20 protein-coding genes are annotated in these 23,854 nt (G+C 56.1%); 12 read left to right on the top strand and 8 right to left on the bottom strand.

The genetic code is table 11. From position 1 onward, the window contains the following. Positions 1–100 precede the first annotated feature (100 nt). From A3GO_RS0104385 to A3GO_RS22495, 5 genes are all read right to left on the bottom strand, one after another. Positions 101–637: a VOC family protein gene (locus A3GO_RS0104385; RefSeq protein ID WP_029132373.1), complete on the bottom strand. Its 537-nt coding sequence runs from the start codon at positions 635–637 to the stop codon at positions 101–103. Positions 638–680: 43 nt separating this feature from the next. After that, positions 681–887, bottom strand: coding sequence for a DUF2783 domain-containing protein (locus tag A3GO_RS0104390; RefSeq protein WP_029132374.1), 207 nt, complete (start codon positions 885–887; stop codon positions 681–683). Between the two features lie 15 nt (positions 888–902). Beyond that, positions 903–2,573 carry an FAD-dependent oxidoreductase gene (locus tag A3GO_RS0104395; protein WP_029132375.1) on the bottom strand — a complete coding sequence of 557 codons (1,671 nt, stop codon included), beginning with the start codon at positions 2,571–2,573 and terminating at the stop codon, positions 903–905. Positions 2,574–2,647: 74 nt separating this feature from the next. Continuing rightward, positions 2,648–3,604 carry an MBL fold metallo-hydrolase gene (locus tag A3GO_RS0104400; protein ID WP_037374680.1) on the bottom strand — a complete coding sequence of 319 codons (957 nt, stop codon included), beginning with the start codon at positions 3,602–3,604 and terminating at the stop codon, positions 2,648–2,650. Positions 3,605–3,968: 364 nt separating this feature from the next. Further along, the gene (locus A3GO_RS22495; RefSeq protein WP_037374681.1) at positions 3,969–4,460 is read right to left on the bottom strand and encodes a MarR family winged helix-turn-helix transcriptional regulator; all 492 of its coding nucleotides are present in this window, start codon (positions 4,458–4,460) and stop codon (positions 3,969–3,971) included. Between the two features lie 319 nt (positions 4,461–4,779). Between A3GO_RS22495 and dinB the strand changes: the two genes are divergently transcribed. Next, positions 4,780–5,970, top strand: coding sequence for a DNA polymerase IV (gene dinB, locus A3GO_RS0104410; protein ID WP_245621662.1), 1,191 nt, complete (start codon positions 4,780–4,782; stop codon positions 5,968–5,970). 11 nt (positions 5,971–5,981) lie between these two features. Here dinB and A3GO_RS22500 read toward each other — a convergent pair whose 3' ends face one another. Continuing rightward, positions 5,982–7,988, bottom strand: a complete 2,007-nt coding sequence (locus A3GO_RS22500) for a M1 family metallopeptidase (RefSeq protein WP_157606709.1) — start codon at positions 7,986–7,988, stop codon at positions 5,982–5,984. A gap of 200 nt (positions 7,989–8,188) precedes the next feature. On the opposite strand from A3GO_RS22500, the gene A3GO_RS0104420 reads away from it, so the two are divergent. Continuing rightward, positions 8,189–9,388 carry a ChaN family lipoprotein gene (locus tag A3GO_RS0104420; protein ID WP_037374683.1) on the top strand — a complete coding sequence of 400 codons (1,200 nt, stop codon included), beginning with the start codon at positions 8,189–8,191 and terminating at the stop codon, positions 9,386–9,388. Positions 9,389–9,552: 164 nt separating this feature from the next. Here the strand turns inward: A3GO_RS0104420 and A3GO_RS0104425 are convergent, their stop codons facing one another. Beyond that, positions 9,553–9,762 carry a cold-shock protein gene (locus tag A3GO_RS0104425; RefSeq protein ID WP_029132379.1) on the bottom strand — a complete coding sequence of 70 codons (210 nt, stop codon included), beginning with the start codon at positions 9,760–9,762 and terminating at the stop codon, positions 9,553–9,555. Positions 9,763–10,140: 378 nt separating this feature from the next. Next, a complete protein-coding gene (locus tag A3GO_RS0104430; RefSeq protein ID WP_029132380.1) occupies positions 10,141–11,091 on the bottom strand; it encodes a LysR family transcriptional regulator in 951 nt (316 codons plus the stop codon). Between the two features lie 231 nt (positions 11,092–11,322). Between A3GO_RS0104430 and A3GO_RS0104435 the strand changes: the two genes are divergently transcribed. From A3GO_RS0104435 to A3GO_RS0104480, 10 genes are all read left to right on the top strand, one after another. Next, positions 11,323–12,198 (top strand): RnfABCDGE type electron transport complex subunit B, encoded by an 876-nt coding sequence (locus A3GO_RS0104435; protein ID WP_029132381.1) that lies wholly within the window; start codon positions 11,323–11,325, stop codon positions 12,196–12,198. A 70-nt stretch (positions 12,199–12,268) separates the two neighbouring features. Further along, positions 12,269–17,185: a 2-oxoacid:acceptor oxidoreductase family protein gene (locus tag A3GO_RS0104440; protein WP_029132382.1), complete on the top strand. Its 4,917-nt coding sequence runs from the start codon at positions 12,269–12,271 to the stop codon at positions 17,183–17,185. Positions 17,186–17,211: 26 nt separating this feature from the next. Further along, positions 17,212–17,712 carry a thiol peroxidase gene (gene tpx, locus A3GO_RS0104445; protein ID WP_029132383.1) on the top strand — a complete coding sequence of 167 codons (501 nt, stop codon included), beginning with the start codon at positions 17,212–17,214 and terminating at the stop codon, positions 17,710–17,712. A 75-nt stretch (positions 17,713–17,787) separates the two neighbouring features. Next, on the top strand, positions 17,788–19,143 hold the full coding sequence (gene rsxC, locus A3GO_RS0104450; RefSeq protein WP_029132384.1) for an electron transport complex subunit RsxC: 1,356 nt from the start codon (positions 17,788–17,790) through the stop codon (positions 19,141–19,143). A 249-nt stretch (positions 19,144–19,392) separates the two neighbouring features. Beyond that, complete coding sequence (locus A3GO_RS0104455) at positions 19,393–20,451, top strand: RnfABCDGE type electron transport complex subunit D (RefSeq protein WP_029132385.1); 1,059 nt, start codon at positions 19,393–19,395, stop codon at positions 20,449–20,451. Continuing rightward, positions 20,448–21,137, top strand: a complete 690-nt coding sequence (locus A3GO_RS0104460; protein WP_029132386.1) for an RnfABCDGE type electron transport complex subunit G — start codon at positions 20,448–20,450, stop codon at positions 21,135–21,137. The genes A3GO_RS0104455 and A3GO_RS0104460 overlap by 4 nt, the downstream gene beginning before the upstream one ends. 10 nt (positions 21,138–21,147) lie before the next feature. Continuing rightward, positions 21,148–21,810 carry an electron transport complex subunit RsxE gene (rsxE, locus tag A3GO_RS0104465; RefSeq protein ID WP_029132387.1) on the top strand — a complete coding sequence of 221 codons (663 nt, stop codon included), beginning with the start codon at positions 21,148–21,150 and terminating at the stop codon, positions 21,808–21,810. Next, positions 21,800–22,390, top strand: a complete 591-nt coding sequence (locus A3GO_RS0104470; protein ID WP_029132388.1) for an electron transport complex protein RnfA — start codon at positions 21,800–21,802, stop codon at positions 22,388–22,390. Before rsxE ends, A3GO_RS0104470 begins: the two co-directional genes overlap by 11 nt. After that, positions 22,383–22,559, top strand: a complete 177-nt coding sequence (locus tag A3GO_RS26330; protein ID WP_169720360.1) for a hypothetical protein — start codon at positions 22,383–22,385, stop codon at positions 22,557–22,559. Before A3GO_RS0104470 ends, A3GO_RS26330 begins: the two co-directional genes overlap by 8 nt. Positions 22,560–22,653: 94 nt before the next feature. Continuing rightward, positions 22,654–23,508 (top strand): ferredoxin reductase domain-containing protein, encoded by an 855-nt coding sequence (locus tag A3GO_RS0104480; protein ID WP_029132389.1) that lies wholly within the window; start codon positions 22,654–22,656, stop codon positions 23,506–23,508. The last annotated feature ends 346 nt before the right edge of the window (positions 23,509–23,854 follow it).

Below are 23,854 nucleotides of genomic sequence, written 5' to 3' on the forward strand. Positions count from 1 at the left end.
GCCGCGAATAAACACAGATAACGACTTGACCTTTCTGTAGGTTGGGGTTTGCTCCGCTCACCCCAACCTACAATGTGTCTTGGTGCCGGTAAATCCGCGATTACTCCTTGAACTCCTTTTCGTGCAGCCAGGAGGCGTGGGTGACGACTTTCTTGGTCTTGCTCCACTCCTCCAGCATGGTGGGGGCGATGGCATGCAACTCGTCCAACATCTCTTGGGTCGCGGTGACGACAGTCAGCTCCAGGCGGTGGCCGTTGGGATCAAAGAAGTAGATAGACTTGATGATCTCGTGGTTGGTTGGCCCCACCACCTCGATACCGTTGGCCTCCAGCTGTGCCTTGGCCTCCATCAGGGCGGCTTCATCCTCTACCCGGAAAGCGATGTGCTGTACCCAACCCGGGGTGTTGGGGTCCTTGCCCATCGGCGGGGAGTTCGGTACCTCGAAAAAGGCCAGGATATTACCCATCCCGGCGTCCATGAACAGGTGCATGTAGGGGTCGGGTTCCTTGGTCGAGGGGACCTTGTCTTCCGAAATGGCCAGCAGGAAGTCCATGTTGAGATTCTTGGTATAGAACTCCACGGTCTCCTTGGCGTCGTTGCAACGGTATGCGACGTGATGAATCTGTTTGATTTCCACAGGTGGCTCCTGTCAATTAGACGGTTGTGTTAAAGTCGGTCGGTCAGTTCAGCCCTTCAGCGGCAATCTTCAGTGCCTCTTCCAGGGTCTCCTCGTCACCGATGTGATTGGCCAATAGCAGGATCAGCTTGGCGTTGGCCATTTGACTCTGCTCCTCACTCAGGTCCCGATGCATATCCACCAGGGCGTTATAGAAGTCATCCGGGCGACTGAGCGCCGGCTGGATATTCAGTTTGCGTGTCTCGATCATCTCTGTTGTGCTCCTTCAGCTCCGGCCGGTGGCCCGGTTCAGGGCGGTTTCGATCTTCTTTTGGTCCAGGTCGCGCCAGCGTGCGGTGATGTGCTGATCCGGGCGGAACAGATAGAAAGTGCCGGGCTGGCCATCGAAACGTTGTTTCAGCATGTCTTTGGGATCAGTCACCGGGTTGACCCCGGCGGGTTGATTGATGTCAGGGCTGAGTCCCACAGCCAGAATAGTGAGCGGGATTTCCGTGTTTTCCGTCAGAGCGCTTAGTGTCGCCTGCTCTTCACGGCTGAGGCAGCCGTCTGTCTGGCAGAAATAGAGTCCGTTGAAGCGGTTATTGCTGATCAGCCGCAAAAACCAGTCGCCGTCATTGACCGGTGCATCGGTACTGGGTGTGCCCGGTGCCATGGCGCTGTCGAAACTTGCCTCGTCCGGCGTATTGAGTGGGGAATCACGGTATACCGATGGCATGGAGAGGCGGCCGCTGTTGACCAGGTTGCGGGCGAACGGGTACTCCTCGGCCAGCAGCAGGGTGGCGTCGCGGAAGGTGTGGCTCACCTTGCTCTTGGGGGTGATGAAGTCGGTGCTGCGGGTTGAGTTGAGCAGGTTCTCATCGGCTGCCGGGACCCGTTCCGCGTTGTAGCTGTCGAGCAGTCTGTCCGGCGCCTTGCCGTCCAGCACCAGTTTCAGTTTCCATAGCAGGTTGTCGGTGTCCTGGAAGCCGCTGTTGGCACCGCGGGCACCAAATGGGGAAACCTGGTGCGCGGCGTCGCCGACAAAGAACAGGCGACCGTGGCGGAACTGTTCCATGCGGCGGCACTGGAAGGTGTAGACCGAGGTCCACTCCAGTTCGAACTGGGTCTCCTCACCCAGCATCGCCTTGAGTCGGGGGATGACATTTTCCGGCTTTTTCTCCTCTTCCGGATCAGCATCCCAGCCGAGTTGGAAGTCGATACGCCAGACGTTGTCTGCTTGCCGATGCAGCAGGGTAGAGCCGCCCTTGTGAAAGGGGGGATCGAACCAGAACCAGCGCTCCGGCGGAAAATCGGTCTCCATCACCACGTCGGCAATCAGGAAGCGGTCCTGAAACACCTGGCCACTGCTCTCCAGGCCCATCATCTTGCGAATGCCGCTGTTGGCGCCATCGGCCACGATCAGGTAGTCACAGGTGAGGCTGTACTCGCCTTCCGGCGTCTCCACCCGGATCTCGACCCGGTTATCCTTCTCTTCGACGGCCGTTACCCGGCTCTTCCAGCGTAGTTGCAGATTCTCGGATTGTTGGATCTGGTCAACCATGTACTCTTCCAGGTAGTACTGCTGCAGGTTGATGAACGCGGGGCGGTGATGATCCGACTCCGGCAGCAGGTTGAAGGAGTAGACCTGGTCTTCCTGGAAAAACACCTTACCCAGGTTCCATGTGATGCCCTTGTCCACCATGCGCTGGCCACAACCGAGTCGGTCGAGAATCTCCAGGGCCCGCTTGGCATAACAGACCGCACGAGAGCCGATGCTGACGGTATTGTTGTCGTCCAGGATCACGGCCTGGATGCCCTGGGCCGCAGCGTCCAGTCCGGCCGCCATGCCGACCGGTCCGGCGCCCACCACGATCACCGGGTGGTGAACCGGGGTGACGGCGTCCTGATCGGCCGAGTGGACATACTCGTAGACTGGGTTCTGATGGGTCTGCATCATGGTTGGTTGATCCTCCTTTTATACTGGCTTTTCGCCTTTATCTGTCTGCGTGGCGGATGTGTTTCCGGCTCAAATCAGAGCGCGTCCTGCAGTGCATGCCACATCTCGGTGTCACGCTCGGCGGTCCAGATGCGGGGGTCCGGATATTCGCCGGCCTCGTCATAGGCACGGGTTATATCGAATGGCAGGCAGTGGTCGAATATGACCCAGTCACCAAATTGCGGTTGCAGCACCTGGTAGGTCTCGGTGTAGATTTCGTTCAGCTCTTTTCCCGCAGCCCGCCCCTTCTTCACGCTTTCAAACATCTGGGTCAGGAAATCCTGGGTGCCGCTGATGGCCGCCTCGACGGTCTCGGGGGTGGTGAGGGCATCACCGCGTCCGGGTACCAGTTTCTCGGCACCCAACGCGCGAACATTGGCCAGTGTCTGGGGCCAGTCGGAGAGGTAGGCATCACCGGTGTAGGGGGTGGCGCCGAACTCAACCAGGTCGCCACTGAACAGGACTTTCTCTTCTGGCAGCCAGACCACGATGTCACCCTTTGTGTGACCGCGCCCCACGTGCATCAACTCGACACGGCGCTTGCCCATCCACAGGGTCATTGAGCTTTCAAAGGCGATGCTCGGCCAGGTGAGCCCGGGAACAGATTCGACGCCCTGGAACAGGCGTGGGAAGCGGCCCACCTCGGAATCAAAATCGAACTGGCCACGTTCGACAATCAGGTCATAAGTGGCCTGGCTGGCGATGATGTGGTCGGCGTTGTAGGCCGAGGCGCCCATCACGCGAACAGCGTGGTAGTGTGAAAGCACTACATATTTTATCGGCTTGTCCGTGACTTCACGGATGCGTCTGATCACATCCTGCGCCATATCCGGGGTCGCCTGGGTGTCGATTACCATCACACCGTCATCACCAATAATGATACCGGTATTGGGATCGCCTTCCGCGGTGTAGGCGTAAACGCCCTCGGCCAGTTTATCGAATGAGACTGTTTTCTCGTCGACATCAGCGTGGGATGCAAATTTCTTGCTCATAGAGATACCTTCTATCTGTCCGGTTTGAGAAATATTAGTTACCGGTGAAACTGTAAATCATGACATATGTCAGTTGCGATAAATATAGTTGCAAAAGCAACTAATAACAACATCTAAAAAAGTAGGCTAATTAAGGGGCCCTGAAATGGGCCGAACCAGGGGGTTCCCATGAGGGAAAGTATAGTTATTAACCCGGAAGTTTGGTGGGTGCCGGCTATTAGCCAGGGGGATGCGGTTCAGTCTGGATGATGATCGATAGGACCTGTAGTGCCGGATATGACCAATTCACCATGTTTATACACAGGGATATCCGGCATGGTTTGCCAGTCCCGCCCATGACGCCGGGACTGGCGGCGGGGGAGGATTAACTGGTAATGCAGAGTTCGCGGGCGCGTGCTTCCAGTTTACTCAATAGCTGATCAAACTCCTTAATCTCCTTGGCGTTGAACGGGGTGAGCAGCTGGCGTTCACGCTCCAGGGCCAGGGGGACTATCTGCTGATAGACCTTCATGCCCTTGGCAGCCAGTCTCAGTTGGGATTTGCGCCGGTCTTTTTTGTCGGTTTTGCGCAGCACCCGACCGGACTTGGTCAGGCTGGAGACGGCCCGGCTTACCTGTACCTTGTCCATGTTGGTGCGCTCACAGATCTCGTTTGCCGAAAGGGGCTGATAATTACCGAGAACAGCGATTACCCGCCACTCCATGATGCTGATGTTAAATCGCTCCGAGTAGATAGTAGCGATACTGCCGGAAACAAAGTTACTTAACACGGACAGACGGTAAGGGATGAAGGTTTCAAGCTCGACTCGTGGTTCCTCACCGCTTTCACTGTTATTGGTTGTATTGTTCTGAGACAACTTGCTACTCCGTTGGACAGATGAATCGAACGATGGCCGATGGATTTCTGTTCCTGTACTCCACCTGCCGGGAATTTAGGGCCGATCGGCCGTCCGCACAAAAACCGTGTCGGGACGCCTGTTCTGATCGAACCGGCTGTGTCAGCATTGTAAGCCAACTCTGCGTAATCTAGCCACTTTTCCTATACACGGCCCGCCAACGGGGGCTGATAACATTTTCCCGGGCAGAGCGGCGCGCTACAATCCGTGTGGTAGTGGCCGGCGCGCTTTATGGATCGGCCTTGGATCGAGATAAATTTACCCGGGCCACGCCGTGACCATGACAGGACCGATCATCAGATGGATCATGCATGTCGATATGGACGCCTTTTTTGCTGCGGTAGAGCAGCGTGACCGGCCGGAATGCCGTGGCCGGCCAGTCGTGGTCGGGGCCCAGCCTGGCCGACGGGGCGTGGTCTCCACCTGCTCCTATGAGGCGCGTGTATTCGGCATCCGTTCCGCCATGCCGATCTCCGAGGCTTACCGGCGCTGCCCGGACGCCATCTATCTCCAACCGGATATGCTGCGCTATGCGGAGGCGTCACGTCAGGTGCTGGAGGTGCTGGAGAGCGTCTCTCCAGTCGTAGAACCGGTTTCGGTGGATGAGGCTTACCTGGATATTTCGGGTCTTGAGCGGCTGTACGGTCCGCCCCGGTCAATAGCCGGGCTGGTCAAGGAGCGAATCTGGCAGCGGACCGGATTGAGCTGTTCGGTTGGTGTCGGCCCTAACCGACTGATTGCCAAGCTGGCTTCAGAACATGACAAGCCCGATGGATTGATCGTCGTCGCACCGGATGAGATAGAGACATTTCTTGATCCGATGCCGCTCTCCAACCTGCGGGGGGTTGGACCACGCACCCTGAAGACGGTCCAGCATCTGGGCATTAAAAACGTACGGCAGCTACGTACCATGCCGCTGGATCTGCTCAGCAGTTACTTCGGTGAAAAGATGGGGGGTAGCCTCTATCGCCAGGCACGGGGGGTCTCATCCGACCGGGTGGGTGTGCAGGGCGGTCGGCAGTCGATTTCGAAAGAGACCACCTTCAATCAGGATATATCCGACCGGGATCAACTGAGGGCGACTCTGAGGAGTCTTGCCTCGGAGGTCGGTAGAAGCCTGCGCAAAGCGGGGCTGAAATGCCGGGTGGTAACGCTCAAACTGCGACTGGGTGGTTTTGAGACCCATACCCGGCAGCGTCGTCTCCCGGTCGCCAGTGATTTGGACGCCACCCTGTTTCAGGTGGCATGGGAACTGTTTGTCACCTCATCCTTCGTTGATCGGCCCATTCGGTTGATCGGTTTGGGTGCCTCGGAATGGGGGGAAGGTGGGGATGCCAACCTGGACCTGTTCGCTTCCGGGGAAAATGATGAGCGGGAGCGGCGCCTCTATTCGATGTTGGATAATGCAACGGAGAGGTTCGGGAAAGGCAAGTTGTCACTCGGCGTTCTGGCCAGGAAACCAAAAAAATAGTGGCCCACGGGCTACTCGCTGGCCCTGGCCAGCGGCAGATGATCCGGAATCTGCGAATACTCTTTTTCGATAATTGGCCACAGAAGAACGGATAAGGCGTTGTCAGTCAGGCGCCACTCGCCCCGTCGGCTGATGACAGGCTCATCGCCATTGAACTGGGCGTAGCTGTAGCGACCGTAGTGGGGCAATTTTCTTGCCAGGCCGCCCAGGGCGGTTGGATTGTCTGTCGAAATATAGCCGAATGTCTGCCGGTTTCCCCGTGTCCGGGACAGCGTCAGTGCCAGCGTACCCGATTTGCCGATAAGCTCTTGTTGCGCGAGTAGTGGCTCGAACAGGTGGGCAAAGCGGTTGTTGTTGCCGAGAATCCAAACCGGCCCGCTATCCGGCAGCTGTTGGATGGCGCTATCCCGCAGCAGGGTGAGGCCAGGTTGCCGCTGTTGCCACTGTTTGATCAGTCGCATATAGGCCTGTTGCGTCGCCGCATCTGCCGCGTCAGGTACGACTGCGAACAGCTGTTTTGCCCCGAACAGTTGTCCCAGACTGCTGGGGGTCTCGCTGGGGTCGAGTCGCCTGAACAGATCGAACAGGGGATCGACACTGACCTTCAGGGGCCGTGTCTCGGAATCGATCACCAGCGTGGCGGCACGCTCGTCCATCTCAAGGATATAGGGAACCGCCTGCTCACTCTCGGCAAAATGAACAAAGAGCGGGACATGGAGTTGAAACGGCGTCTCCGGCTGTGTCTGCTCAATGCGGACTTTCAGGCGGTAGCCCTGCGGTGTGACGGATGTTTCGGCCGATGCCAGCTTTAGTATCGGCGCGCCGGTGCGTGTCAGCCACTGGCTGAAAAACCGCCTTAATGATCTACCGGAGACTGATTCAAAGGCATCCCGCAACTCATCGAAACCGGCCGCCTTGAATTGATATGTGCGATAGAACAGCCTCAGGCCGTGGAGGAACTGCTGGTCTCCCAGTTCCATCCGCAACATGTGAAACAGCATCAGGGTCTTGCCATAGCCTACGGACTGGCTGATCTGGCCATGATTGCCACGAAACCGGATCAATGGAAAGTCGTCCTGACTCGCTACATAGTGGGTGTAGCTCTGCAGGGTGGTTCTGCGGTAACCGGCGCCATTGCCCTCTTGTTCCTTCAACAGATGATCTGCCAGATAGGTGGTGAGACCTTCGCTCCAGTTACCTGATGAAACATCCACGTAAACCCCGTTGCCCCACCAGTTGTGCAGCACTTCATGGGGATAAGATGTGCGAATGATAAACGGCAGTTGTATGACTTGCGGCCCCAGCAGGGTAAATGAGGGCATGCCGTAGCCGCTCTCCCAGAAGTTCTCCACCAGGGCGAATTTGGCGTAGGGGTAGGGACCCAGCAGTCGTTCATAGAGGGCGAGATACTCAATGGTGGCATCGAGATAGCGTTTAGCGAGATCGGGGTCTGGTTGCCGCAGGTAGACCTCGGCAAGATGTCCCGGCGCCTGCTGTTGATAATGATGATAAGGATAGGCGATCAGGTAGATCTCTTCCTGGGGATGCTGCTCTTGCCAGCCGCTGTGGCCGGAGATATGACTTCCCTGGCTGACTGATCGCCAGCCCTCCGGCAGTTTTACTTGCAGATGAAAACTAACCGGTGAGCTACCGGTCTGGGGGTACCAATAACTGGTCCCGGCCAGGAAGACACCGTTTTTTGAGATCAGGCCGGGTGTGGATTGGCGGGTGCTGCTGCGTTCTCCCTCGTTGGTTAATTCGTGTGTAATGGTGCCTTGGTAGGCAATGGAGAAATCTTTTCTGGGAGTCGAGGTTCGAATCCGGTAGCGTCGAATCGGCACCGGCCCATCCAGCAGTTCTTCGGCGATCAGGGTTGCGTCACTGTCAAGCAGGACCGGTGTCAACGCGGCATGCAGCAGGAATTCGACCTCGCTATCAGCCGTGCGCCGGCTGATTTGGTCTGTTGCGATCAGTCGTCCCTGTTCAGGCAGGATCTCTATCTGCAGTTGATGATGCACCAGCTGATTTGTGTCAATACAAAAGGCCGGGGCAGAACCTAACAGCAGCAGAAGGAGTGTTATTCGTCTGATAATATAACTCTTGCAAGTTCCCAAGAGATGTGCGTGACGGAGCGTGATGCGCAATTTATCTACCTCGGTTGAATCAATCCGAATATTTTATGTCTGATCGCATGTCTTGTAGTCAAAGAGAGCCGGTTATGGTTATAACACGATGTCCCTTGCCCCTTCCTCTGATCTTCTCGTCGCTGTTTCTGGTTGCTTGTGGCAACGCCGCCGTAAATCAGCGCAGTGCCAGTGGGCATGATTATCACCCGGACAAACAAACAAGCAAGCAGGAAGAGGCTCGCCCGGCGGTTGCGACTGTGCTGGACCTGCATCAGGCCCTGGATCTGAAAACCTTGACACCGGTGCTGGCAACACGGCGCGTGGTCTATGTGGGTGAGTCACACGATAATTACGCGCACCACCGGGCCCAGTTGGCGGTTATTGAGGCGCTCTATGAATCCGGTGCCGATCTGGCGATCGGGATGGAGATGTTTCAACAACCCTATCAGCAGTATCTGGACGATTACATTGCCGGAAAAATATCCGAAGCAGAAATGCTTCGAAAGACGGAATGGTACGAACGCTGGGTCTACGATTATCGTTTTTACCGACCCATCCTGAATTTCGCAAAAGAAAATGGCATTCCAGTGATCGCCCTGAATGTTCCGCGTGAGATTACGAGACGTGTTTCGAAGGCAGGTCTGAAATCGCTCAGTGAAGAGGAGCGGGGTCAGGTTCCCGCCGATATTGATTACTCGGATCAGGCATATACTGACCGGCTTAAGCAGATTTTCAATCAGCACGGTAAAGAGATCAGTCAGGACTTTGAACGGTTTCTGCAGGTGCAACTGCTGTGGGATGAGGGGATGGCCGAAAGGGCCGCCGCTTATCTGATGGAACAGCCACAAAAACAGCTGGTGATCCTGGCTGGCAGCGGACACCTGATGCACAGTTCGGGCATTCCCAACCGGATACAGCGGCGTCAGCAGGTATCATCGGCAGTGGTGCTTCCGGGCGGTGATCTGAAGATTGAGCCGGGCATCGCTGATTTCATGCTTTTTTCCGAAGCGGCCGAGTTGCCGCCGGCGGCCGTAATGGGGATATATATGGAGAAAGCGGACAATGGGGTGCTGGTCAGTGGAGTTTTGAAAGAGAGTGCCGCCGAACTTGGCGGTGTGGAGCGTGATGATATTATTCTGGCATTTGACGGGGAGGTGGTTGCTTCTCCGAATGACTTGCGGATACAACTGCTCAAGAAAAAACCGGGGGACGACGCCAGACTGACACTGTTGCGTCGGAGGATTCTGTTTGGGGACAAGCAACTGGAAGTAAACCTGACGCTGGGTCAGTAAAACGGCTATTACCCGGGTCCGGTGCAGCGCAAGGCGGAGGTAGGATAGCAGGATTTTTTGGCACAACCGAACCAGCAGACATCCGTGCGTCCAACAAAAACCGGTGTACTCAATTGGCTCACCGGAAGCGTTAGGCACGCTTCCGGTGAGCGGATATCAGTAGCTTAGACGATAGTTACGTTTTCAGCCTGGGGACCTTTCTGGCCCTGAGTCACTTCAAACGTGACCTTTTGCCCTTCGGCCAGTGTGCGACGACCAGTGCCATTGATTGCACGGAAGTGAACGAAAACATCAGAACCGCCTTCGCGCTCAATGAAACCGAATCCCTTGTCATCGTTAAACCATTTAACGACACCGGTAACTAAATCAGACATATAACCCTCGTACTATATAACAGCGCCAAATTTTATTGGCATTACAAAAAACACTGGCCCTACTTGTATGTTGCCGGTGTGTGATCGTGCGACCACCTATCTCTTCCAGATAGATGGAGAAAATCCTAGCGTGACTAGATTCTTTTCCATCTACCCGATAACCAGGGTCATATACGAGTTCTGTCCTGCTCTGAATAGTTAAACCATCCGATAACAGTAATCTACGTTAACTCGCTTCATTCTCCACGTGGTTTGTTCACTAGTCAAGGACTAAATATACACAAATGTCACTCGGTTAATGACGATGAGAGTCGCTTTTTTGTTCTTTTAAAACACCTTTAAATACAGGTTGTTATAATACATATTTGATGTGTTTTTTTAGATTACTGCATCGGTTGTTGCGTCAGCCACGTCGCCATCGTAACAGGCCTCCATCATGTCAATAAAACGTTTCGCTTGGGGCGAGAGATATTTGCCGCGGCGCAGCACAATGCCGTAGGTTCGTTTGGGAAAATATTCATTCAGGGGAATTTTCACCAGTTTCTCTTCGCCTGTCAGGCAGACGTCGGTAACAATTGAGATCCCCATGCCAAGTTCAACGTATTTCTTGATGACTTCCCAGCCACCGGCTTCCAGGCCGGTCTTGAATTTGAGTTCATGCTGACGGAACACCAGATCGACCATACGCCAGGTGGTCAGGCTGGGCGGTGGAAGTATTAGTCCGTAGGGAACGATATCCTTCAAAGTGACACTTTTTTTCTCGGCCAGAGGGTGGCCGATCGGAACAATCAGTTCAGGAGAGTAGGTGACTAACGGTTTATAGATAATGTCATCGGGTACGTCCAGCATTGAGCCGACAGCGAAGTCCGCCTCATCTGCCCGCAGCCTGGACAGGCCATCCCGTCCGCCAGTTACATTGTGCAGTTTGACCCTGATCTTGGGATGCTGCTCCATGAATTGTTTCAGCGGCTCGGGCAGTACATACAGGATAGTGGATTCGCCCGCCGCGATATTCAGATCGCCGGCTTCAAGAAGCCCCTGTTGCGCGATGAAGGTTTCATGCAGTTTATCCATGCCCTCGACAAGAGGTTGGGAGAGCTTAAACAGGATCTTGCCTTCCGGAGTGAGTCGTATTTTAGGTCCACGGCGCTCGAACAGAACGGTTTCAAGTTCCCGCTCCAATGCCTGGATCTGCAGTGAAACAGTCGGCTGACTGAGGAAAACCTTGTCGGCGGCTTCACTGATGCTGCCGGTTCGGGCGGCATGACAAAAAGCGCGTAATTGTTTGAGTCTGTTCTGTTTGTAGTAGATCGGGGCGGGCGATGCCATGGTGCTCTCTGGTTACTTTATTGCTGATGTTAATAGTAAGCATTGAAATAATTGGCCTGTCAAATACCACAATTTACACTACACTTTGCTGCACTTGCGATAATGAGTGCGATAGTTTCAAGTGAAAAGGATTCATCTGATTGAAATCAAAAGGAAAAAAATAGTATAACTTGAAACCGTTATATTTTTTTATACGGCAATAAATTGTAGTTTTGCTTGAGGGCCGAATAAATGACCGATATCACCAGCATAGCCTTATCCGTTGGTTTTATGGCCGTACTTGGTTCGGTACTCGCATCCATTCTGGTGCTTGCCAACAAGCGCCTGTTTGTCTACGAAGACCCTCGTATCGATGATGTGGAAGATCTCCTGCCCCGGGCCAATTGTGGCGCCTGTGGCAGCCCGGGCTGCCGTCCATTTGCTGAAGGCCTGATCGACGGCACTTTTGAACCCGCTCAATGTACAGTCAATTCCAAAGAGACCAATGAGCTGATTGCCGATTATCTGGGCGTGGATCTGGGTGCGCAAGAGAAACGTGTTGCCCGGCTTGCCTGTGCTGGTGGCAGTCACGTGGCATTCATCCGCGCCAGCTATGCCGGCATGAACTCCTGTCGCGCGGCGGCATTGGTCTCCGGCGGTGGCAAGGGTTGTTCCTGGGGCTGTCTGGGCATGGGGGATTGTGCCGACGTCTGTGATTTTGCTGCCATTAGTATGAATAAATACGGTTTGCCGGTGGTGAGTGAAGATCTCTGTACTGCCTGTAACGACTGCGTCGAGGTCTGTCCCAAGGACCTGTTTGAACTCCACTCCATTAACGAGCAGTTGTTTGTCGCCTGCAAAAATCTGGAGAAAGGTGAAGAAGCTGAAAACGAGTGCGAGGTGATTTGCACCGCCTGTGAGCGATGTGCAGTGGATTCGCCGGAAGGGCTGATTGAAATCAGAAACAACCTGGCGGTGATTGATTACAGCAAAAATGATTTGGCATCCCGGGTGGCGATAGAGCGCTGCCCGACGGGCGCTATTGTCTGGTTTGATAAGCAGGGTGGTTATCAAGTGGGTAAAGACGCCAAAAAGATTATCCGCAAAGAGATGCTGCCCATCGGGTAGTTGAAGTTTCATCAGTTGGGCTGCCAACAGAGATGGCTGTTCCCGAAATGTAGCAGAAGAGGAAGTGTCCATGTTCGGTAAAAAAGAGCAAAAGCAGTTTAAGTATCCCGGCATCCGCATGGCAATGGATGGCAATACCGCTGTCATTATGTGCGAGCGGGAGGCATCCGATGCTGCCGGTGCTTATCCGATTACCCCCTCCACACAGATGGGTGAGTACTGGGCGGAAGAGGTGGCCCAGGGTCATATCAACGTCTCTGGCAAACCGCTGGTGTTCGTCGAACCGGAATCTGAACATGCCGCCGCCGCGGTGACCGCCGGTATGGCAATGACTGGACTGCGTGCGACCAATTTCTCCTCGGCACAGGGCGTGGCATTCATGCACGAGTCGCTCTATGCGGCAGTCGGCAAACGCCTTCCCTATGTGCTGAATATCGGTACCCGTGCCATTACCAAGGCGTCACTCAATGTGCACTGTGGTCATGATGACTACCACTGTATTGATGACACCGGCTTTTTCCAGGTATTTGGCGCAGACGCCCAGGAGGCGGCGGACCTGAACCTGATTGGCCGCAAGATCGCCGAGCTGAGTCTGACCCCGGCTGCAGTGGCACAGGATGGCTTCCTGACTACGCATCTGATCGAGCCTGTGATGGTGCCGGAGCGTGAACTGATCGAGGAATTCTGTGGTCGGCCCGACGACATTATCAGCTGCCCGACACCGGCGCAGAAGATGATCTACGGTGAAAAACGCCGTCGTGTCCCGGAGATCTGGGACGTGGACAACCCCATGCTCTCCGGCTCGGTGCAGAACCAGGACGCCTACATGCAGGCGGTCGCTGCGCAGCGCCCCTATTTCTTCAATCACATCTCCAGCATCACCGATCAGGTGATGGATGAATATTACGAATTGACCGGACGACGCTACAACCGGGTTGGCCAGTACCGCATGGACGACGCCGAGTATGTGATTGCCGGTCAGGGCTCCATGATCGTGCAGGCGCAAGTGGTGGCGGACTATCTGCGCGAGACCCGCAAATTGAAGGTGGGCGTGCTCAATGTCACCATGTACCGGCCGTTCCCGGGCGATCTGATCGGCAAGGTGCTGAAGGGGCGCAAGGGCGTGGTGGTGCTGGAGCGTACCGATCAACCGTTGGCGGAAGACCTGCCGCTGATCCGCGAAATCCGTGCTGCCCTGACCAAGTGCATCGAGAACGGCATCACTGCGGGTGATCCCCCGTATGCCACATACGCCTCCTATAAGTCTGGCCAAGCACCTGCGCTCTATTCCGGCTCCTACGGTCTGGGCTCGCGTGATCTGCAGCCGGAAGGACTGATTGGCGCGATCGAGAACATGCTGCCGGACGGCAAGAAGCGCCGCTTCTTCTATCTGGGTGTGGATTTTGTTCGGGAAGCGACTGATCCCAAGGCGGAGATCCGTCAACAGGAGTTGCTGGATGCCTATCCCCATATTGGCGAGATGGCTATCCGTGGCAGCGAGAATCCCGACCTGCTGCCCAAGGGTGCGATCACGGTGCGCATGCACTCGGTAGGCGGCTGGGGTGCCATCACCACCGGCAAGAACCTGGCGATGACCCTGTATGATCTGCTCGGTTATGATATCCGTGCCAATCCCAAGTACGGTTCTGAAAAGAAAGGTCAGCCGACCACCTATTACCTGTCGGCCGCTCCCGAGCCGATTCGACTGAACTGCGAATATCACTATGTGGATGTGGTGCTTTCGCCCGATCCGAACGTGTTTCTGCACTCTAATCCGTTGTACGGATTGAAAGAGGGCGGCTTCTTCATCATTCAGAGCCATCTGGAAACCGAGGACGAGGTGTGGGCACAGATTCCGGTGATGTATCAGAAATACATTGTTGATCACAATATCCATGTCTACTTCGTTGACGGATTCAAGATCGCCAAGGAGGAGGCGTCCGATGCGGAGCTGCAGTTCCGCATGCAGGGTAACGCCTTCCAGGGAGCCTTCTTTGCCGCCTCGCCACTGCTGGAACGGGCACACCTGACCGAGCAGGGTCTGTTTGACGCCATTGAGACACAGCTGCGTGACAAGTTTGGCGGCAAGGGCGAGCGCGTGGTCACCGACAACCTGCGGGTGGTGCGGCGCGGTTTCGACGAGATCCGCGAGATCACCAACAAGCAGGTCGGCCTGACCCAGCAGGATATCCGTAAGGCGGCGAAGATTCCTGTGATGCTGCAGGAGCTGCCCCAGGGTGACGGCCGGCTTTCCGACGTACATCGTTTCTGGGAGCAGACCGGTTCTTTCTACATGAGTGGCAAGGGTTCGGAAAACCTGGTTGATCCGTTCATGGCCACCAGCCTGATCCCGGCGGCTACCGGCATCTTTCGTGACATGACCCAGATCCGCTTCGACTATCCGAAGTTCATCACGGAGAACTGTACGGCCTGTGGTGATTGCTACACCGCCTGTCCCGACAGTGCCATCCCCGGGCTGGTCAATACCATCAGCGATATCTTCAATACCGCCATCGAACGGATTGAGAAGAGGGGTACACCGACTCTCTATCTGCGACGTGAAACCCGCAACGTGGAGAAGAAACTGCGCGCTCTGATCGACGCCCAGGGTGAGGCCTCCGTGGTCTCCAGGCTGTTGGATCAGGCGGTACTGGAAGTGCTGGCCGAATCAGAGCTGGATGAGACCAAAAAGGCCGGTTTGGAGCGTGAATTCGGACTGTTCCTGGAATCCATCGGCGGTTTCGAGTTCTCGGTCACTAAACCCTACTACAGCAATCGGGAGAAGAAGAACAAAGGCTCCGGCGGTCTGTTCTCCATTACCGTCAATCCCTACACCTGCAAGGGCTGTATGGAGTGTGTCGATGTCTGTGACGACGGCGCACTGGTGGTCGAATTGCAGACCGAGGCCGCAGTCGAGAAATTGCAGCAGGACTGGAAATTCTGGATGGATCTGCCCACTACCAATGCAGATTTCATCCGTATCGATGATCTGAACGAAAAGATTGGTGCGCTGGAGACCCTGCTGCTGGACAAGACCAACTACCAGTCCATGGTATCCGGTGACGGCGCCTGTCTGGGTTGCGGCGAGAAGACCGCCATCCACCTGTTTACCGGTACTGCCACCGCCCTGATGCAGCCACGGGTGAAGGCGCATATCGCCGAGCTGGATGACCTGATCAACCGGCTGGAGACCCATGTCCGCCTGAAGTTGGCCGCCGGCATGGATCTCTCCAATACCGCCGCCATCAACGAGGCGGTCGAAGAAAACAAGGACAGTGACCTGACCCTGACCAATCTCTCCGCCACTCTGGCGGAGGGGCAGGTGGTGGAACCGGTCGATCCGAAGTGGCTCAAATGGGCCACCCAGCTGCTGGAAAAGCTGCGCCACCTGAAATGGCTCTATACTGATGGCAATACCAATCAGGGACGCGCCACTATGGGTATTATCAACGCCACCGGTTGTACCTCGGTGTGGGGATCGACATTCCCGTTCAATCCCTATCCGTTCCCCTGGACCAGTCACCTGTTCCAGGACAGCCCCTCGGTGGCCATGGGTATCTTCGAAGGTCACATGGCCAAGATGGCCCAGGGCTTCAAGGTGATCCGCCAGGCCAAGCTGGAGCTGGAAGGCAAATATGATGCGGATGTGCATGACGACTTCTTCACCTACTTTGACTGGAAGTCGTTCAGCGACGAGGAGTGGCTGCTCTGTCCGCCGGTAGTCTCAATCGGTGGTGATGGCGCCATGTACGATATCGGCTTCCAGAACCTCTCCCGCGCCCTGGCTTCCGGGACGCCGATCAAGGTGCTGATCCTGGATACCCAGGTTTACTCCAACACCGGTGGTCAGTCCTGTACTTCAGGCTTTATCGGCCAGGTGGCGGACATGGCACCTTACGGCAAGGCGTGGAAAGGCAAGACCGAGATCCGCAAGGAGATGGGCGTGATCGGCATGGCCCATCGCACCAGCTTCGTGCTGCAGAGCTCTCAGGCCAATGTCACCCACCTGCTGGAAGGCTTCATTGATGGCCTTAACAGCCGCCGTCCGGCCATGTTCAATATCTACACCACCTGTCAGCCGGAGCATGGAGTGGCGGACGACGCCTCCGAGCACCAGGCCAAGCTGGCCCTGGAGTCGCGCGCCTACCCGCTGTTCCGCTACGACCCGGATGCCGGTGTTACCTTCAGCGAGTGCTCCAGCGTGGAGGGTAACCCGGCCATGCATGCCGACTGGCCAACCTACCAGCTCAACTATCAGGATGAGAATGGCAAGGAGTCCAGGATGGAGCTGCCGGTCACCTTTGCCGACTTCGCCTTCAGCGAGGGCCGCTTCCGCAAGCACTTCCGCTCGGTGCCGCAGGATGCCTGGAACGACGACATGGTGCCATTGCACGAGTTCCTCGACATGGATGATGATGATCGGGAAGGCCAGTATCCCTATATCTGGGCGGTGGACAAAAAGAGCCGCCTGATGCGGGTACTGGTTTCCCAGGAGATCGTCCTCTCTTGTGAGGAACGGCGTAATTTCTGGTATCAGCTGCGTTCCCTGGCCGGTGTCGGTGAAGTGGTGGATGAGGTTGAGATCGCCAATCGCGCCAAGGCCGAAATGGCCCAGAAACTTACCTCCAGCCTGTTGGCCCTGGCCAACAACGGAGATATTTCAGCATTGGCGGACCTGCCGGCATCGTCCAGTGGTGGTAATGGCGCTTCGGCTCCCAGCACTGCTGCGCCTGCTGACTATGAACCGGTCTGGATCGAGACCCCGGAGTGTACCGCCTGTGATGAGTGCACCGATATTGCGCCCAACGTGTTCAAGTACAATGATCAGAAACTGGCCGTTGTCATTGATCCCAAAGGGGCGCCGTTCAAGGATATCGTCAAGGCGGCGGAGAAGTGTACCGCAGGCTGTCTGCATCCTGGCACACCCTGGAATCCAAATGAGAAAGACCTCGATAAACTGGTAAAGCGTGCGGCAAAGTACCAGTAACCCAACCAGCAAAGGAGAGAATTAACATGGCAACAGTAACCTTACACGGAAACCCTGTCTCCACCAGTGGCGAGCTCCCGGCGGTCGGTAGCAAGGCGCCTGAATTTTCCCTGGCCAACAAGGAGCTGGCCGATGTGGGACTGGCTGATTTTGCAGGCAAGAAGCGGCTGCTCAATATTGTACCGAGCCTGGATACACCAACCTGCGCCATTTCCACCAAGAGGTTCAACGAGTCGTTCGCCGCGCGTGATGATGCGGTGGCCATGGTGATTTCTGCCGACTTGCCGTTTGCTCAGGGGCGCTTCTGCGAGACCGAGGGACTCAAGAACGTGGTCACGCTGTCGCTGATGCATGATCAGCAGTTCGCCAAGGATTATGGGGTGCTGATCACCGACGGTCCGCTGCGCGGGGTGACCTGTCGGGCCGTAGTGGTGGTCGACGAAAACGGTACCGTTACCTATACCCAGCTGGTGCCTGAGATCGGCGATGAGCCTGACTACGAGGCGGCGCTTGCAGCGTTGAAATAAGTGCCGGGAAACGGTGTGGCCGCCTGGCGGTCACACCGAGCGATCGGTCAGGTTGTTGAGATAAGCGGAGAGAGAATGGGTCTACTCAATCTATTCAAGCGCGCCCGGACCTTCAGGCATGGTGTGCATCCCATGGACCACAAGGAGCAGACGGCGCATCTGGCGATCAAGCGTTTGCCGTTTGCCCCGAAAGTATATGTACCGCTTGCCCAGCATATCGGTGCCCCTGCCGTTGCGTTGGTAAAACCGGGGCAGGAGGTGGTCCGTGGCGAGCCGATAGCCGAGGCAGGCGGATTTGTTTCAGTCCCGATGCACGCCCCGGTAACCGGTATAGTGCGCTCCATTGACCATCTGGTGCCCACCGCCGCCGGCCCCAAGACCCCGGCGATTGTTATAGAGACTTATGAGGCCGCGACCCAGGAGGTGCTGTACGGACTGGATCAGGACCTGGATACGCTGACCCGGGATGAGTTGATCAAGGCGGTGCAGGCCAGTGGCATGGTGGGACTGGGCGGCGCGGCCTTTCCCAGTCATGTGAAGCTGCTACCGCCGGAAGGGAAGATAATCGAGACCCTGATTATCAACGGCTGCGAGTGCGAGCCCTATCTCACCTGTGATCATCGGGTGATGCTGGAACAGACCGACAGGCTGATTGCCGGTATCCGCACCATCATGCGCGCCACCGGTGCCAGACAGGCCATTATCGGTGTCGAAGATAACAAGCTGGATGCGGTGAAAGCGATCCGGGATAAACTGCCCGCAGGCGAGGCGATCAGCTGTGATGCAGTGGAAACCAAATATCCACAGGGCGCGGAAAAGATGCTCATCAAAAGCCTGCTGAACAGGGAAGTGCCCTCCGGTGGATTGCCGGTAGATATTGGCGTGGCGGTATACAACGTGGGTACCATGGCGCAACTGGGTGAGTTGATACCGCGCAGTCGTGGCCTGATCGAGCGGGTAGTGACCGTGTCGGGTCCAGGGGTTGCTAAACCGGGTAACTATTTGGTGCCGATCGGCACGCCGCTGCGTTTTCTGATGGAGCAGGTGGGTTCGAGCTCAGAGGCCAACGAGGTGATCGTCGGGGGACCGATGATGGGTATGACCGTTGCCTCACTGGATGTGCCGGTCACCAAAGGCTTGTCCGGCGTGGTGGTGTTTGAGGAAGAGGCGGAAGACCAGCAGGAGCGGCCCGTATATCCCTGTATCAAATGCGGCGCCTGTCTGGATGCCTGTCCGATCAATCTTAATCCGTCCATGCTGGGTCAACTGGCCAGTGTCCGGCAATACGATGTGATGGCAGCCGATTTTCATCTCAACGACTGTTTTGAATGTGGTTGTTGCAGTTATGTCTGCCCATCGAATATTCCGCTGACCCAATATTTCCGTATCGCCAAGGCGGTGAACCGGGAGGCCAGGGCTGCCGCCGCCTGATTTGTCCAGGGATGGTCGCAGGCCGTGAAGCGGAAGAGTATGTAGGAGCTGCATTAGCTGCGACCTGTGCGTGGTCGGGGACCCCCTTCGCGGCTGAAGCCGCTCCTACGGGGATATCCATTGTAGCAACGGTTTGCACGAGTTAGGTGTGAGCGAGATGTTTAATCGAGGGTGTGGAGTTGATGCTGTGGCGGGTTGCCACCACCCCTGAGTAGTGAACGGGACCGGAAGCCCCCTGCAGAGTAGAGCATGAGTAGAAAACAGAAAAAAGTTGTCGAGATCCGTACTTCCCCCCATCTGAAGAAGGCAATCTCCGTCGAGCAGATCATGCGCAATGTGGTGTATGCCCTGTTGCCGGTGTGTGGCTGGTCGGTCTATCAGTTCGGTATCAGTGCACTGGTGCTGATCCTGGTGACCACCCTGACCTGTATCCTGACCGAATCCCTGTTTTGCCGGCTCTCCGGGCGGCCCAACAGCGTCGGGGATTTCAGCGTAGTCATCACAGGCCTGCTGCTGGCCCTGACCCTGCCACCCGGCTTCCCGCTCTGGATGGCGGCGGTGGCCGGTTTTATCGCGATTGGTCTGGGCAAGTCGCTGTTCGGTGGCCTGGGCTACAACGTCATGAATCCCGCACTGGTGGGGCGCGCCTTTGTTCAGGCAGCCTTTCCGGTTGCCATCACCACCTGGACACCGGGTTTTGCGGCGGGGCGTTTTTACGAATTTATCCCCTCCACACTGGCGCTCCCTTTCATGTCCCCGGTGGATACCGGACTCTGGGTGAAATCGCATGCCGTGGATGGTTTTACCGGGGCGACCCCGCTGGCCCTGCAGAAGTTTGAACATATCACAGCCGGTACCCTGGATCTGTTGACCGGCAGCGTGGCGGGTTCCGCCGGCGAGACCTCGGCATTGCTGATCTTTGTCTGCGGGCTCTATCTGGCTTTCCGCAAGATGATGGACTGGCGTATTCCTGCCGCGATATTTCTCGCCACCGCCCTGATATCCGGTCCGCTTCATCTGATGAATCCGGCAATCTATCCGACGCCACTGTTTGTGATCCTGTCGGGCGGTTTGATGCTGGGTGCCATGTTCATGGCCACCGACATGGTGGTCTCGCCCATGACCCCGCGGGGTGTCTGGCTCTATGGGGCTGTCATCGGTGTCCTGACCGTCCTGATCCGGCAGTTCGGCGGCCTCACCGAGGGGGTGATGTACGCCATTCTGGTGGCCAATGCCCTCTCTCCGCTGATCGCCTCAGTGACCCAGCCGAGAATCTATGGCGCTACCAGTAAAGAGGCCGAGTCATGAGCAGTGCGGAACAGAGTCAGATTCAGCCCCAGACCCCCAGCTTCGCCATGCTGCGTACCCTGGGTGGTATTGCCATGCTCTCCGGTCTTCTGGTGGTGCTGGTGTTTCAGTATACCCAGCCGATTATTGAGGAAAACAAGCGCATAGCCATTGAGCAGGCAGTATCGAGGGTGATACCTGGCGTGGTGAGTAAAAAGGATTTTATTCTCGGTCCGGATGGTCTGTTCGACGCGGGAGGGAAGGACTTGAAGGGTGAAAAGGTCTATGCCGCCTACGACGCCAAGGGCGAGCTGAAGGGTGTTGCCCTGGAAGCGGCGGCTACCGGCTATCAGGATGTGATCCGAATTCTTTACGGTTACAACCAGGACTGCCAGTGTGTCACCGGTATCAAGGTGCTGAAAATGGCGGAGACGCCAGGGCTGGGGGACAAGATTGCGTTCGATCCGGATTTTTTGAAAAACTTCGAAGCGCTGGATGCCCGGCTGAACGAAGCAAAGAACGCGCTGGAGAATACCATTGTCACGGTCAAGCACGGGACCAAACGGGAGCAGTGGGAGATCGATTCAATTTCCGGTGCCACCATCTCCTCCAAGGCGATCGGACGCATGATCAACGACAGCGGGCAGCGCATGTTCCCGTTGATCATAAAGCATCTGGATGAATTAAGAGCCGGACAGGCCAATTGAGGTAGAAAGCATGTCAGTACTGCCCAATAAACAGGAGAAGGTGACCCTGGATACCTTCATGAGGGGGCTCTGGGAAGAGAACCCGGTATTCGTCATGTTGCTCGGGCTCTGTCCGGTGCTGGCGGTGACCAACTCCACCATGAATGCAATTGCCATGGGACTGGCCACGCTGTTCGTGCTGGTGGCGTCCAGCACGCTGGTTTCGCTGTTGCGCAAGATGATTCCCAAGCAGGTGCGCATCGCCACCTATATCATTATCATCGCTACCTTTGTGACCATCGTCGACTACGTGATCCAGGCGATCAGCCTGGATCTGTACAACGCCCTGGGTGCCTTTATCCAACTGATTGTCGCCAACTGTGTGATTCTCGGACGGGCCGAGGCCTATGCATCGAAACAGAAGGTCGGGGTGTCCGTTATTAACGCCATCGGCATGGGTACCGGATTCACCATCGCGCTGCTCTGTCTCGGGACGGTGCGTGAATTGCTTGGTGCCGGCACCATTCTTGGTGTGCAGATCTTCAGCAGCAATTTTGAACCCTGGGTGGTGATGATTCTGCCGCCAGGCGGTTTCTTTGTACTGGGGGCCTGGTTACTGTTGTTCGATTATCTGAAACAGCGCAAGGAGCAGAAACTGCTGAACGCTGAGGGGGCCGTAGCCAATGGATCCTAATTCACTCACATTCATCTTTCTCAATGCGGCGCTGATCAACAATTTTGTGCTGGCACTGTTTTTGGGACTTTGCCCCTTCCTCGGCGTATCGGCCAAGAAAGAGACCGCCTGGAACATGGGCCTTGCGACCATGTTCGTGATGCTGGTCAGTTCCATCTCCGCCTATGGCATCAACTGGATTCTGGTGAAGTTCGAGATCGAATTCCTGCGTTTGATCTGCTATATCGCCGTGATTGCGTCGGCCGTGCAACTGGTGGAGATGACGGTTAAAAAGTTCAGCCCCGCGCTGTTCCGGGCACTGGGCATTTTTCTGCCCCTGATCACCACCAACTGCGCCATTCTCGGTCTGGCCCTGTTCCAGACTTTCCGCGAGTATGATTTCTTTCAGTCTCTGGCGTTCAGTACCGGGGCTGGAGTGGGATTCACTATTGCCCTGATGCTAATGGCGGGTTTGCGTGAGAAACTGGAGTTGGCGAAACTGCCCACAGTCAGTCAGGGGGCGGCCATGGGCCTGATGCTGGCCGGCCTGCTGTCGCTGGCATTTATGGGTTTTGCCGGATTGGGAGGTTCCCATGCTTAAGGTACTATTGGCCAGTGCGGTCATCATGGGTGTGCTGGTCGGCTGGATCATGGTGCAACAGATGGCGCGAGAGTTCGCCCGTCGGCATCCGGAGTTCGGACCTTATCAGGAGAAGCGGGGATGCGGCGGTAACTGCTCCTGCAGTGGTGGTTCGAGTTGCAAAAGATAGTCACGAGCCTGTCGGATTTGGCAGGTCGTAGCGAGGAAAAGCCGTGTTAAACCCGACAGGCTCCAAGCAAAAATATTAAAGTACGGAGAAGAGCATGAGTGAAACTGAATTGGGTCCTGCGGTAGTGGCCGAGGTCATCGAGAGTCGGCGTATCACTCCGGAGTCGACGGATGAGGTACGGCATATCGTGCTGCGGGTTAATGAACCCTCGTTCCGCTATCGTGAAGGTCAATCGATTGGCGTGGTGGTGCCCGGACCGCACGCGTTTGGTAACAAGTACCATATGCGGCGCTATTCCATCGCCAATGATCGCAGCAGATCAAACGAAGAGAGTGTAGAGTTTTCCATTCTGGTACGGCGCTGTTTCTATATCGACCCGGTGAATGGCGAACGTTATCCCGGCGTTGCTTCCAACTTTCTCTGCGATGCGCAGGTTGGTCAGAGCCTCTCTGTGACCGGGCCTTATAAAAGTCCGTTCAATGTGCCCTCCGACAACCGTGCCAATCTGGTGATGATCGGCATCGGCACCGGCATTGCCCCGTTTCGGGCTTTCATGCAGCACATTTATCGGCAGCAGGGGGGCTGGAAAGGCCAGGTGCGACTGTTCTACGGCGCCCGGACCGGCATGGATATGCTCTACATGAATGACCACAACAGTGATCTGAAAGAGTTCTTTGATGAGGAAACCTTCATCGCCTATAACGCACTGGCCAATCGCCCTCTGATGAGTGATGCAGAGGCGCTTGAACAGTCACTCGATCTGCATGTTGAGGAAGCGTGGTCGTTAATCCAGAAGCCCGATACCTATGTCTGTGTCGCAGGGCTTGCCAAGGTTCAAAAGGCAATGGACCATGTCTTCAGTGAAGCAGCGGGCTCCAGCGAAAACTGGGAGGCGCTTAAGGAGCAGATGGCCCAGCAGGGTCGCTGGTCGCAGTTGCTGTACAGCTAACATTGTCCGCTGAGGGGAGGGACTGACAGGTAGTCGGATTCGCGTAGCGTAATTCGACAAGCCGGAACCGCCGCCCGTGACAAGATCATGTCGGGTTACCCGTTCGGCTGACCCGACCTGTCCGCCGGGGTAAATCCTGAATTCAAACCTTCCCGTGGGCTGCCCCTGTGCGGATATCCCACGGATTTACTTGTGTTTCTGGCGGAAAGGGCTAGAATGGCGGCCTTCACGCACTCCGGTCTGCGTAACTCCATCGCGGTAACACCTTCAGGAACACCTCGATTTAGCATCTTTCATCGTTTTGCCTAGGCTGGCCCCACGAAGGGTAGGCATTCAGGAGCATTTA

It is taken from the genome of Sedimenticola selenatireducens DSM 17993, assembly GCF_000428045.1.
GTDB classification, from domain to species: domain Bacteria; phylum Pseudomonadota; class Gammaproteobacteria; order Chromatiales; family Chromatiaceae; genus Sedimenticola; species Sedimenticola selenatireducens.

What these genes read in the sequence shown, in the direction of transcription:
- A3GO_RS26330 (WP_169720360.1), top strand. Translation starts at nt 22,383, where the DNA reads ATGCTTAAGGTACTATTGGCCAGTGCGGTCATCATGGGTGTGCTGGTC.
- dinB (WP_245621662.1), top strand. Translation starts at nt 4,780, where the DNA reads ATGACAGGACCGATCATCAGATGGATCATGCATGTCGATATGGACGCC.
- rsxC (WP_029132384.1), top strand. Translation starts at nt 17,788, where the DNA reads ATGGGTCTACTCAATCTATTCAAGCGCGCCCGGACCTTCAGGCATGGT.
- A3GO_RS0104390 (WP_029132374.1), bottom strand. Translation starts at nt 887, where the DNA reads ATGATCGAGACACGCAAACTGAATATCCAGCCGGCGCTCAGTCGCCCG.
- A3GO_RS0104455 (WP_029132385.1), top strand. Translation starts at nt 19,393, where the DNA reads ATGAGTAGAAAACAGAAAAAAGTTGTCGAGATCCGTACTTCCCCCCAT.
- A3GO_RS0104425 (WP_029132379.1), bottom strand. Translation starts at nt 9,762, where the DNA reads ATGTCTGATTTAGTTACCGGTGTCGTTAAATGGTTTAACGATGACAAG.
- A3GO_RS0104460 (WP_029132386.1), top strand. Translation starts at nt 20,448, where the DNA reads ATGAGCAGTGCGGAACAGAGTCAGATTCAGCCCCAGACCCCCAGCTTC.
- A3GO_RS0104480 (WP_029132389.1), top strand. Translation starts at nt 22,654, where the DNA reads ATGAGTGAAACTGAATTGGGTCCTGCGGTAGTGGCCGAGGTCATCGAG.
- tpx (WP_029132383.1), top strand. Translation starts at nt 17,212, where the DNA reads ATGGCAACAGTAACCTTACACGGAAACCCTGTCTCCACCAGTGGCGAG.
- A3GO_RS0104395 (WP_029132375.1), bottom strand. Translation starts at nt 2,573, where the DNA reads ATGATGCAGACCCATCAGAACCCAGTCTACGAGTATGTCCACTCGGCC.
- rsxE (WP_029132387.1), top strand. Translation starts at nt 21,148, where the DNA reads ATGTCAGTACTGCCCAATAAACAGGAGAAGGTGACCCTGGATACCTTC.
- A3GO_RS0104470 (WP_029132388.1), top strand. Translation starts at nt 21,800, where the DNA reads ATGGATCCTAATTCACTCACATTCATCTTTCTCAATGCGGCGCTGATC.
- A3GO_RS0104430 (WP_029132380.1), bottom strand. Translation starts at nt 11,091, where the DNA reads ATGGCATCGCCCGCCCCGATCTACTACAAACAGAACAGACTCAAACAA.
- A3GO_RS0104420 (WP_037374683.1), top strand. Translation starts at nt 8,189, where the DNA reads ATGGTTATAACACGATGTCCCTTGCCCCTTCCTCTGATCTTCTCGTCG.
- A3GO_RS0104400 (WP_037374680.1), bottom strand. Translation starts at nt 3,604, where the DNA reads ATGAGCAAGAAATTTGCATCCCACGCTGATGTCGACGAGAAAACAGTC.
- A3GO_RS0104440 (WP_029132382.1), top strand. Translation starts at nt 12,269, where the DNA reads ATGTTCGGTAAAAAAGAGCAAAAGCAGTTTAAGTATCCCGGCATCCGC.
- A3GO_RS0104435 (WP_029132381.1), top strand. Translation starts at nt 11,323, where the DNA reads ATGACCGATATCACCAGCATAGCCTTATCCGTTGGTTTTATGGCCGTA.